Below are 12,128 nucleotides of genomic sequence, written 5' to 3'. Positions count from 1 at the left end.
ATAGAATATTTACACTACAATAAATACCATAAAAAAAGCCATTCGAATAAACGAATGGCTTTTTAAATAGTATAAAATAGAATTAGAATTTAAATCTTTTTCTATCTGTTTCTGTCAAATATATTTTTCTCAAACGAATAGATTTTGGAGTTACCTCAACATATTCATCTTTTTGAATGTATTCCAACGCTTCCTCTAATGAAAAAATAATTGGAGGGATAATTCTAGCTTTTTCATCATTTCCAGAAGAACGAACATTAGATTGTTTTTTCTCTTTAGTTACGTTTACACACATATCATCACCACGAGAATTTTCTCCAATTACCTGACCTTCGTAAATTTCTGCATTTGGTTCAACAAAAAACTTACCACGATCTTGCAATTTATCAATAGAATAAGGAATAGCTTTTCCTTTCTCCATAGAAATCAATGAACCTTTGTTACGTCCAGAAATTTCTCCTTTGTAAGGCTCATATCCTATGAAACGGTGTGCCATAATAGCTTCACCAGCAGTAGCGGTAAGTAATTGATTACGCAATCCAATAATTCCACGTGATGGAATATTAAATTTTACAATCATACGCTCCCCTTTAGTTTCCATACTCAGCATTTCACCTTTACGCATAGTAACAAACTCTACCGCTCTTCCAGAAAGTGTTTCTGGTAAGTCGATTGTTAATTCCTCAATTGGCTCACATTTTTTACCATCAATTTCTTTGATGATAACTTGTGGTTGACCAATTTGTAATTCGTATCCTTCTCTTCTCATTGTTTCAATAAGAACAGACAAGTGAAGTACACCACGACCAAAAACCATGAACTTATCAGCAGAATCAGTTTCACCCAATTTCATCGCTAAGTTTTTCTCTAATTCTTTATTTAAACGGTCTCTAATATGGCGAGAAGTTACAAATTTACCCTCTTTACCAAAGAAAGGAGAGTCATTAATTGTAAACAACATACTCATAGTAGGCTCATCAATAGCAATTGTTTGTAACGCTTCTGGATTTTCAGAATCAGCGATAGTATCTCCAATTTCAAAACCTTCAACTCCAATAATTGCACAAATATCTCCTGCAATAACTTCTTGTACTTTTTTACGTCCAAGACCTTCAAAAGTATGAAGTTCTTTAATTCTAGATTTCATAATAGTACCATCTCTTTTGCATAATGAAATTGGCATTCCTTCTTTCAAAACACCTCTTTCCAAACGACCAATAGCGATACGACCTGTAAAAGCGGAGAAGTCTAATGACGTAATCAACATTTGTGGCGTTCCTTCAGAAACTTTTGGAGCTGGTACATTTTCAATAACCATATCTAACAATGCTTCCACATTATCAGTTACGTTTTCCCAATGATCCGACATCCAGTTATTTTTAGCTGAACCATAAACTGTTGGAAAATCCAATTGCCACTCTTCTGCTCCTAATTCAAACATTAAGTCAAAAACTTTTTCATGAACTTCTTCAGGAGTACAGTTTTCTTTATCTACTTTATTAATAACAACGCATGGTTTCAAACCAAGGTCAAGAGCTTTTTGTAATACAAAACGCGTTTGTGGCATTGGCCCTTCAAAAGCATCTACTAGTAAACAAACTCCATCAGCCATATTCAATACACGTTCCACCTCACCACCGAAATCGGCGTGACCAGGAGTATCTATAATGTTGATTTTTGTTCCTTTGTATACTACAGAAACATTCTTTGAAGTAATGGTAATACCTCTTTCACGCTCTAAGTCGTTGTTATCAAGGATTAAGTCACCTGTGTTTTCGTTATCACGAAATAACTGACAGTGATACATAATTTTATCAACCAAAGTTGTTTTACCGTGATCGACGTGGGCAATAATTGCAATGTTTCTAATAGATTCCATCTGTGATTTTTAATGGGTGCAAAGGTACACTTTATTTTGATATAAAAAATATTTATGCAATAGTTTACATATTCTTAACGCATTAGACACAAAAATTAGGCCTTTAAAAAAATCTCGGAAAATAAGTTACTTATGTTCTTTAATAATTCCGCAATAATTAATTATATTTGAGTAATGAAAAGCAAAACCAATCAAGTAATCACCATCTACATTCTAATCTCAATGTTTGTAGCCATTATTAGTCATAAGTTATTACAGCAATATATTTCTGATTTAAATTATCAATTTTACAATTTCCTAAAAGACATTTTATTTATATTTTTGACTGGAATAATTTTCAAACTTATTTTATCAAAAAACGACACCCGAAACATATCTATTTTCGAAAAGCTTAAAAATACTAATGATGAAATTAAAGAGTCGAATGACAAATATAATATTGTAGCAAAAGCAACCAGTGACACTATTTGGGATTGGAAAATACAAGAAGACCGCTTTTCTTGGAATAAAGGAATTGAAAGTGTCTTTGGCTACACCGAAGACGAAGTTGGCAATAGCTCTAAATGGTGGTTTGATAAAATTCACCCCGAAGACAGTATCAAAATGTCCATCAGACTCTACTCCTTTATAGAACAAAAAACCGAAAACTGGCAAGATCAATACCGCTTTAAATGCGCTGACAACTCCTATAGATATGTTCTTGACAAAGGTTTCCTCTTAAAAGATGAAAATGGAAAAGCCATTAGAATGATTGGAGCCATTCAAGACATCACAAAGCAAAAAGAGGAAGAGCAAAGACTTAAATTACTAGAAACCGTATTTACACAATCTAAAGATTCAATTATTATTACTGAAGCAAGCTCTTTAGATGGAAAAATACCTAACATCATTTATGTAAACCCAGCTTTTTCTTCTATGTCGGGGTATGCTTTTGAAGAAATTTCAGGAAAATCTGCTGATCCTTTCAATAGTGCAAATTCTGATACCAACGAACTTGAAAAACTTTTAAGTTCCATCAAAAACAAAGAGGAATGCCTTATAGAAACAATCAGCCTAACCAAAAATAAAGAAGAATATTGGGTCCGCTTCTCTATGATACCAATTTACAATTCAGAGAACGAACTTTCTCACTGGATTTCTATCCAGAGAGACATCACTGATGAAAAAAAACAAGAAAAGGAAAAAGAGCAGCTTATTAGAGAATTAACGCAAAACAACAAAGACTTAAAGCAGTTTTCTTACATAACCTCCCATAACCTTAGAGCTCCATTATCTAACTTAACCGGGCTGCTGAATCTAATGGAAGATATTCCTATTGACAATCAAGAATTAAAAGAAATCTTAGATGGCTTTAATAAATCTACTCATTTATTAAATGACACTATTAATGATTTAGTAAAAGTTATTATTATAAAAGACAATCCTTCGATTCAAAAAGAAGCGGTATTAATAAAAGAAATCTTTGAAAATGTTTTTAGCCAACTTAATTTTCAAATAGAACTATACAAGCCAATCATTAAGCTTAATTTTGAACAGGTCTCTATTCTAAACATTAATAAAGCTTACATAGAAAGTATTTTATTGAATCTTTTGACAAATGCAATAAAATACAAATCCGAAAATAGAAAGCTCAAGATAACCATTACTACCCATGAAATAGACGATACTGTTGTATTACTTTTTAAAGACAACGGGATAGGTATCGATTTAGAAAGAAATCGAGATAAAATATTTGGACTTTATCAACGTTTCCACAATTACCCTGACAGTAAAGGACTAGGCCTCTATCTAGTAAAATCACAAGTTGAAACGATGGGAGGAACAATTGAAATCGAAAGCGAAGTAAATAAAGGAACTATGTTTACATTAATATTTAAAAACAAACAATAATGTTAGATCAAATTTTATGCGTTGATGACGACCCGATAACACTGATGTTATGCAAAAAAGTAATAATCAAATCATCGTTTTCTAATGAAATAATAACTGCTCAAAATGGCGAAGAGGCACTCAGCTACTTCAACACTATCAGATATGCTAAAAACAAACCAAACGAACATCCACAATTAATTTTTTTAGATTTGAATATGCCCGTAATGGGTGGATGGGAATTTTTAGATCATTTCAATAGCCAGGAATTTTCAGAATTCAATGCTATAAAAGTAGTTGTCCTTTCCTCAACAATAGACCCGGAAGACTTAGAAAAAACAAAAAAATACCCAATGGTGATTGACTTCTTATCTAAACCAATTACCCGATCAATGCTGGAATACTTAAAGAACAAAATGAAGTAGAAAATATAAGACATAAAAAAAGCTCTCAGAAATGAGAGCTTTTTTTTATGTCTTAACAAATTGTATTAATTACAATTTAGCAACGTGCTTAGTTAACTTAGATTTTAAATTAGAAGCTTTATTATCATGAATAATATTCTTTTTAGCTAATTTATCAATCATAGATATCACGCTTGATAATTTAGAAGTAGCATCTGTTTTATCAGTAGCTATTCTCAATGCTTTTATAGCGTTACGAGTAGTCTTGTGTTGGTATCTATTTAATACTCTTCTCTTTTCGTTACTTCTAATTCTTTTTAAAGCTGATTTATGATTTGCCATTTTATTATGTTTTTATCTTTTACTAATTTTTGTAGTCCGTAAGGGAATCGAACCCCTGTTACCAAGACGAAAGCTTGGCGTCCTAACCCCTAGACGAACGGACCATTATCCCCTAAGTTTTTATCAATCTAAAATATTGAAATTTGTAGCCCGTAGCGGAATCGAACCGCTCTTACATGGATGAAAACCATGCGTCCTAACCGATAGACGAACGGGCCATACTTCCCTCTAAGTTCAGGAAAACTTTAACCTGCAATAAAAATAGTAGCCCGTAGCGGAATCGAACCGCTCTTACATGGATGAAAACCATGCGTCCTAACCGATAGACGAACGGGCCCTGCTTCTCTAATGCGGATGCAAAAATACAACTATTTTTGAAACGTACAATAGTACATGCAAAAAAAATTATTTTTTTTTAATAAGCCTTTGCAAACAACACTCTTCCTACTGAGCTTTCCCCAGTAAAAACACAGCTTCCAGCTTCTTCTACTCTATCTAAAGGAATACATCTGATAGTAGCCTTAGTTAAATCTTTAATCTTCTCCTCCGTTGCCGCAGTTCCATCCCAATGTGCTGATACAAAACCTCCTTTAGTATCTAAAACCGCTTTAAACTCTTCAAAACTGTTTACTTCAGTAATATGTGTATCTCTATAATTTAATGCTTTTTCGAACAATTCTTTTTGAATTTGCGCTAATAAATCACTGATGTAAGTTGTGATTCCGTCTTTAGAAACTACTTCTTTAGTCAACGTATCTCTTCTTGCAACCTCGAAAGTTTCATTTTCTAAATCTTTTGGACCTACAGCTACCCTAACAGGAACCCCTTTTAGTTCCCATTCTGCAAATTTAAATCCTGGCTTCTGAGTGGTTCTGTCATCAAATTTCACGGAGATATGTAATTTTCGCAAAGCTGCTGTCAAAACATTCACTTCAGCTGTTATAGCTGCCAATTGCTCGTCTGTTTTATAAATAGGAACAATCACCACCTGAATGGGCGCTAAACTAGGAGGTAATACCAATCCCTGATCATCTGAATGCGTCATTACTAATGCACCCATCAAACGAGTCGAAACACCCCATGAAGTTCCCCAAACATATTCTTGCTTCCCTTGGGCATTTGCAAATTTAACATCAAAGGCTTTAGCAAAGTTCTGACCCAAAAAGTGTGACGTTCCTGCTTGTAAAGCTTTCCCGTCTTGCATTAAGGCTTCAATACAGTACGTTTCTTCAGCTCCAGCAAAACGTTCAGTTTCTGTTTTTATTCCTTTTATAACAGGAATCGCCATAAAATTCTCGGCAAAATCAGCATATACATTCATCATTTTTTCTGATTCTTCAACAGCCTCTGCTTTTGTCGCATGGGCAGTATGTCCTTCCTGCCATAAAAACTCCGCTGTTCGTAAAAACAATCTGGTTCTCATTTCCCAACGCACCACATTCGCCCATTGATTAATCAATAAAGGTAAATCTCTATACGATTGTACCCAACCTTTGTAAGTAGACCAGATGATAGCCTCGCTTGTAGGACGAACAATTAACTCCTCTTCTAATTTTGCATTAGGATCAACCATCAACTTCCCAGGTCTATCCGGATCATTTTTTAATCGATAATGAGTAACAATTGCACATTCTTTTGCAAATCCTTCTGCATTTTTTTCTTCAGCTTCAAACATGCTTTTTGGAACAAACAAAGGAAAATAAGCGTTTTGATGCCCGGTTTCTTTAAACATTCGATCCAATTCAGCTTGCATTTTTTCCCATATCGCATATCCGTAAGGCTTGATAACCATACACCCTCTAACTCCTGAATTTTCGGCTAAATCGGCTTTGACTACCAACTCGTTATACCATTTTGAATAATCTTCTGATCTTGTAATTAAGTTCTTACTCATATTGAATAGTTTGGCACAAATTTTGCATTAATAATTTAAATAAATAGTTCCGCAAAACTAACTATTTTTGTAATGTCCAACAATAAAAAACTCCATATATATGAAAACTAGTACTGTTTCCTTCCAAAATACATCAATATATTACATTGTTGGATTTTTGAGCGTCCTGCTGACATCTTGTGGCTCCTACCAAAACAGCTCTTACTATGATTCTGACGGGATTTATGGAAACACCCCAAACAGAGCCGTTGACACAGAGACTCAAAATACTCCAAATAATCAATATAGAGACTACTTTGGGTCTTTACAAAACAACAACCAACCTGTCGAAACCTTTACAGATGTTGAAAATTACAATGATTATAATTTAGAAAATGATACGTTGCAAAACAACGATTCGAACTACCCCGGATGGGGCAGTAATCCTCAAAGTGTGAACGTCAATATTTATGATACCGGATGGGCTATGAATAATTGGTACGGAAATAACTGGGGATGGAATGGCGGTTTCGGCTGGGGCATGAACGTAGGTTTTGGCTGGAATAATTGGTACGGCAACAGCTGGTACGGATCTAATTGGGGCTGGAATAACTGGTATGGAAATAATTGGGGCTGGAATAACTGGTATGGAAACAATGGGGGTTGGAATAACTGGTATGGAAATAATTGGGGTCATTCCAATTACTACAACAACAGAGCGTATTCAACCAATACGGGAAGAAGAGGCTCGTCTTATACCGCTAACGCTCGTAGTGACAGAAGTAATAACACCCGAAGTTCCGCAAATTACTCTAGAAACCAAAGCAATAGTGTTAGCCCAAGAAACAACTCAAGTTACAGAGGAAACACCACTACTAATTCAACAAGAAGTACTACAAACCGATTCAATAGAACCAGTCCAACATTTTCGAGAAATCAAAACAATAGTACACCTACCAGAAGATCAAACACGAATAGCACTCGCAACGAAAACAACAGACCTCAAAGATCCTATACTCCAAGTTCAAGAAACGACAACAATTCCAGATCATACAGCCCTAGCTCAAATAATTCTAGGAATTCCGGCGGCGGTGGCGGCGGTAGATCATCCGGTGGTGGCGGAAGAGGCGGAAGAGGATAATAATCCTTTAGATCCATTTCTAATTTTAACATTAAATTAAAACTTACGAATTAAAAATGAAAAAATATATATTTTTATTAGCTTTAGGCTTCTCTGCAAGCTTTGCACAATCACAAGAAATATCAGATGCCCTGCGTTACGCACAGGATGACCTGAACGGAACAGCTCGTTTTAGAGCTATGAGTGGTGCTTTTGGAGCTCTTGGGGGGGATTTATCCTCTCTAAATGTAAATCCTGCAGGTTCTGCTGTGTTTACAACTAACCAAATGACTCTTACCTTAAGTAATTTTGACACAAAAAATAAGTCCACCTATTTTGGCACCACAGCAAGCGAAAAAAACAATTCGTTTGATTTGAACCAAGCGGGTGCTGTTTTTGTTTTTAATAACAGAAACCCAAACAGCAATTGGAAAAAGATCTCATTAGGTGTTAATTACGAAAACACCACTAATTTTGACAACGGGATTTTTTCTGCCGGAACCAACCCAAACAATTCTGTAGGGGATTACTTTTTAAGTTATGCTAACAATTCGAATAACGGAGCTCCAGTACCTCAAGAATTCGTGAATACAAATCCAGGAGAATCTATTTCGGACTTATATTCATTTTTAGGAAGCAATCTACCTAATAACCAATATCCAAATTTAAATGGATTTGCAGCGCAACAAGCATTTTTAGGGTACCAAGGCTTTGTTACTAATGCTGTTGATGAAACGAATAATAATTCACCTTATTCTTCGAATGTTCCCGCGGGAGGCAATTATTACCAAGAAAACTCTATTTATAGCACTGGATATAACGGGAAATTATCTTTTAATGCCGCTACATCATATAATGACAAGTTGTATATAGGACTAAATTTGAACTCTCATTTTACTGACTTCCACAAATCATCTACTTTTTACGAAGATAATAATGCCCCATTAACAAATGATTACACTGTTACTCGATTGAGTTTTGAAAATGACTTATATACTTACGGAACAGGCTTTTCTTTTCAATTGGGAGCAATTGCTAAAGTTAATGATGAAATTCGTTTAGGTCTTGCTTACGAATCATCTACATGGTATAAATTAAATGATGAGCTGTCTCAAAGGCTAGCTGTAGTAAGCAGCGCAACAAATGCTGACGACACTAATGATGTAGTAAATCCTCAGGTTGTTAATATTTACGAGCCTTATAAGCTACAAACTCCAAGCAAACTAACAGGTAGTTTTGCTTATGTTTTTGGAAAATCTGGTTTAATAAGTGTTGATTACGCTATTAAGGATTATAGCAGCACTAAATTCAAACCTGAAAACGACCCTTATTTTAATGATTTAAACAGAGACATGAATTCAATCTTAGATACTACAGGCGAACTAAGAATAGGTGCTGAGTATAAAATTGAAGCGTTGAGCTTAAGAGCAGGGTATCGTTATGAACAAAGTCCTTATAAAAACTCGGTGACAATAGGAGATTTAACGGGTTATTCAGCGGGTTTAGGATATAGTTTTGGTTCTACCAAAGTAGATTTAGCCTATTCTTACGCCAAAAGAAACTCACAACAAGGGTTTTTTAATCAAGGATTTACAGATGGCGCCAGTATCGATGCTATAAACAACAATGTTTCATTAACATTATTATTTGAATTGTAATCAAACCCACAAATAAAATTCAAAATCCGTTTCGTTATCATGGAACGGATTTTTTTTTTAGCCCTGATGGCAGTGAAAATCCTCCCGCTTTTTCGGGAGATTGCAACGTACAGCAGGAATAGCTCCATAAAAAACACAAAGATTTATGGTCCTAAAAATAAAAATTGTAATTTTGCAAAATTCCCAAATTATCGGGATTCTAATGTTATGAGAACTAAGTCGTTAAAAAAGAATAAAATCAACGTAATCACTCTTGGGTGTTCGAAAAATGTGTATGACAGTGAAGTGCTTATGGGACAACTTCGCGCAAGCGGAAAAGATGTTACGCACGAAGCTCCAGAAGCTGAAGAGGGAAATATTATTGTAATAAATACTTGTGGATTTATTGATAATGCTAAAGCAGAATCAGTAAATATGATTTTGGAATATGCTGACAAGAAAGAAAGAGGATTGGTAGATAAAGTATTCGTTACCGGATGTTTATCGGAGCGTTACAGACCTGATTTAGAAAAAGAGATACCAAATGTAGATCAGTTTTTTGGTACAACTGAGTTACCGCAATTACTGAAAGCTTTGGGTGCGGATTACAAGCATGAACTATTAGGAGAAAGATTGACTACGACTCCAAAAAATTATGCCTATTTAAAAATTTCAGAAGGGTGCGACAGACCGTGCAGTTTTTGCGCGATTCCATTAATGCGAGGAAAAAACGTTTCACAAACTATTGAAAAACTGGTTAAAGAAGCCGAAGGATTAGCTAAAAACGGCGTGAAAGAATTGATCTTGATTGCTCAGGATTTAACTTATTACGGGCTGGATCTTTACAAGAAAAGAAATCTTGGTGAATTATTGGAAGCGTTAGTAAAAGTAGAAGGGATCGAATGGATTCGTTTGCATTACGCTTTTCCTACCGGTTTCCCGATGGATGTTCTGGAAATTATGAAGCGCGAACCTAAAATTTGTAATTATATTGATATTCCATTGCAACACATTTCAGATTCTATTTTGAAATCAATGCGCCGCGGAACAACTCAAGAAAAAACAACAAAACTATTAAAAGATTTCCGTGCTGCAGTTCCCGGAATGGCTATTCGTACTACTTTAATTGTAGGATATCCTGGAGAAACGCAAGAAGATTTCAACACATTGAAAGATTTTGTTCAAGAAATGAAATTTGACAGAATGGGTTGTTTTGCGTATTCGCACGAAGAAAACACACATGCTTATGCACTGGAAGATGATGTTCCAGACACCGTAAAACAAGAACGTGCAAACGAAATCATGGAATTACAATCTCAAATTTCTTGGGATTTAAACCAAGAAAAAGTAGGTCAAACATTCAAATGTATCATTGACAGAAAAGAAGGTGGGCATTTTGTGGGAAGAACTGAATTTGACAGTCCGGATGTAGATAATGAAGTTTTGATTGACGCTTCAAAACATTATGTAAAAACGGGTGAATTTGTACTGATAAAAATTATTGAAGCAACAGAATTTGATTTGTACGGAGAACCTGCATAATTTTCTTAAGACGATTTTAATCCATTTTAAAAACTAAATATGAAACTATTTCAATCACTATTAATCATCGCATTTGTACTATTATCTACAAATATAATTTCTGCACAATATGGTAATGGCGGATATGGGAACGGTTACGGAAATGGTTATGGAAGTAATCGCAGAATGAATAGCGGCATGGATCAATCCAGAACCCCAGATAAACCAAAAGAAATTCCGGTTGAAGTAACGGTTGGAAAAATCATGGAACGAATACAGCCGGAACTCATTCTGGACGAACTTCAGGTAATTGCAATCTCGAATATTTTGACAGAAAGCATAAAAACACAAGGCATGCTTATAAAAGCAGAAGTTAGCCAAGAGGATAAAATAAAAAACATAACAGTTCTTTCAGAAACTACTGATAGAAAAATAATAGAATTGTTAAACAAAGACCAAAAGGAGAAATATATAGCTATGAATGAAGAAGCTAAAAATCCTAAAAAATCGAAAGCTAAAAAGAAATCCAATTAAGCGATTTTTAGTCTGTTGCTAAATGAAAACCTACATGAGAAAAATTTTTTATTCCCTTATTTTGGCAGTTATCGCTGCATCGTGCTCAACAAATCCTTATAAAAAGAGTGAAAAAATTTATGACACTAAGCTTAAAACATTAAAAGAAACCATTTCTAATAAAGATCCGCAACCACTTCCTGTTATTCCTCATGTAGCAATAAACATTGATACGTTATACACCAAACAGTTGCATACCTATAAAGATACTCTTTCCATAATGGGGTCTACGTCTTTGCAAAACGGGATTAATACAGAGTGGATAGGAACGGTGAATTTTAATTTAAGAAAGCCAAATTTCATTATTATACATCATACAGCGCAGGATTCATTACAACAAACACTAAAAACATTCACCAAAATAGAATCTCAAGTGAGTTCCCATTATCTTATTTCAGATGATGGTAAAGTAGTCCAAATGTTGAATGATTATTTAAGAGCTTGGCATGCAGGTAGTGGTACTTGGGGAAGAAATACCGATATTAACTCGACATCAATAGGAATTGAATTAGACAACAATGGCTCTGAAGTTTTTTCAGAATTACAAATCAATAGCTTACTGGCACTTTTGACGAAGCTAAAAAAAGATTACAACATTCCTGCTCAAAACATTATTGGTCACGCAGATATTGCACCTACCAGAAAAAAAGACCCCAGCCAATTGTTTCCATGGAAAATATTAGCAGACAAAGGTTTTGGTCTTTGGTCAGATGAGTTTTTAGAAACTGCTCCAACTGATTTTAATGCAGAACAAGGATTGCGAATTATAGGATACGACACTAAAAATCTACCCGCCGCAATAACAGCTTTTAAACTGCATTATATTCAAACAGAAGTCAATGACCTCTTAGATGAAAAAACAATAAATACTATTTATTCTATTTATAAAAAACAATAAGTAGTTTATACA

Annotated in this window: 10 protein-coding genes and 3 tRNA genes; 7 read left to right on the top strand and 6 right to left on the bottom strand. The window is 34.6% G+C overall.

What is annotated here, in order from left to right; genetic code table 11:
* Window positions 1–82 precede the first annotated feature (82 nt).
* On the bottom strand, window positions 83–1,879 hold the full coding sequence (typA, locus tag ACNQGD_RS11080; protein WP_417997587.1) for a translational GTPase TypA: 1,797 nt from the start codon (window positions 1,877–1,879) through the stop codon (window positions 83–85).
* A gap of 174 nt (window positions 1,880–2,053) precedes the next feature.
* On the opposite strand from typA, the gene ACNQGD_RS11075 reads away from it, so the two are divergent.
* Both ACNQGD_RS11075 and ACNQGD_RS11070 read left to right on the top strand, forming a co-directional pair.
* On the top strand, window positions 2,054–3,769 hold the full coding sequence (locus tag ACNQGD_RS11075; RefSeq protein ID WP_417999308.1) for a PAS domain-containing sensor histidine kinase: 1,716 nt from the start codon (window positions 2,054–2,056) through the stop codon (window positions 3,767–3,769).
* Entirely contained in the window at window positions 3,769–4,173 is a 405-nt protein-coding gene (locus ACNQGD_RS11070; RefSeq protein ID WP_417997585.1) for a response regulator, read from the top strand. The genes ACNQGD_RS11075 and ACNQGD_RS11070 overlap by 1 nt, the downstream gene beginning before the upstream one ends.
* A gap of 69 nt (window positions 4,174–4,242) precedes the next feature.
* Here the strand turns inward: ACNQGD_RS11070 and rpsT are convergent, their stop codons facing one another.
* The 5 genes from rpsT to proS all read right to left on the bottom strand — a co-directional run bounded on the left by rpsT (window position 4,243) and on the right by proS (window position 6,388).
* Window positions 4,243–4,494, bottom strand: coding sequence for a 30S ribosomal protein S20 (gene rpsT / locus ACNQGD_RS11065; protein WP_035673520.1), 252 nt, complete (start codon window positions 4,492–4,494; stop codon window positions 4,243–4,245).
* Between the two features lie 32 nt (window positions 4,495–4,526).
* Window positions 4,527–4,598 (bottom strand) — tRNA-Glu (locus ACNQGD_RS11060).
* A 42-nt stretch (window positions 4,599–4,640) separates the two neighbouring features.
* Window positions 4,641–4,712 (bottom strand) — tRNA-Glu (locus ACNQGD_RS11055).
* 47 nt (window positions 4,713–4,759) lie between these two features.
* Window positions 4,760–4,831 (bottom strand) — tRNA-Glu (locus ACNQGD_RS11050).
* 78 nt (window positions 4,832–4,909) lie between these two features.
* On the bottom strand, window positions 4,910–6,388 hold the full coding sequence (gene proS, locus ACNQGD_RS11045) for a proline--tRNA ligase (protein ID WP_417999307.1): 1,479 nt from the start codon (window positions 6,386–6,388) through the stop codon (window positions 4,910–4,912).
* Between the two features lie 100 nt (window positions 6,389–6,488).
* Between proS and ACNQGD_RS11040 the strand changes: the two genes are divergently transcribed.
* The 5 genes from ACNQGD_RS11040 (at window position 6,489) to ACNQGD_RS11020 (ending at window position 12,116) form a co-directional block, all read left to right on the top strand.
* Window positions 6,489–7,508 (top strand): hypothetical protein, encoded by a 1,020-nt coding sequence (locus tag ACNQGD_RS11040; RefSeq protein ID WP_417999306.1) that lies wholly within the window; start codon window positions 6,489–6,491, stop codon window positions 7,506–7,508.
* A 56-nt stretch (window positions 7,509–7,564) separates the two neighbouring features.
* Entirely contained in the window at window positions 7,565–9,145 is a 1,581-nt protein-coding gene (locus tag ACNQGD_RS11035) for an OmpP1/FadL family transporter (protein ID WP_417999305.1), read from the top strand.
* Between the two features lie 207 nt (window positions 9,146–9,352).
* On the top strand, window positions 9,353–10,666 hold the full coding sequence (rimO, locus tag ACNQGD_RS11030; RefSeq protein WP_417994223.1) for a 30S ribosomal protein S12 methylthiotransferase RimO: 1,314 nt from the start codon (window positions 9,353–9,355) through the stop codon (window positions 10,664–10,666).
* 39 nt (window positions 10,667–10,705) lie between these two features.
* Complete coding sequence (locus ACNQGD_RS11025; protein ID WP_417999304.1) at window positions 10,706–11,179, top strand: hypothetical protein; 474 nt, start codon at window positions 10,706–10,708, stop codon at window positions 11,177–11,179.
* Between the two features lie 34 nt (window positions 11,180–11,213).
* Window positions 11,214–12,116 carry an N-acetylmuramoyl-L-alanine amidase gene (locus tag ACNQGD_RS11020; RefSeq protein ID WP_417994192.1) on the top strand — a complete coding sequence of 301 codons (903 nt, stop codon included), beginning with the start codon at window positions 11,214–11,216 and terminating at the stop codon, window positions 12,114–12,116.
* Window positions 12,117–12,128 lie beyond the last annotated feature (12 nt).

It is taken from the genome of Flavobacterium glucosi (assembly GCF_048286535.1).
Lineage (GTDB): Bacteria > Bacteroidota > Bacteroidia > Flavobacteriales > Flavobacteriaceae > Flavobacterium.
This window is presented reverse-complemented; position numbering and strand designations above follow the sequence as displayed.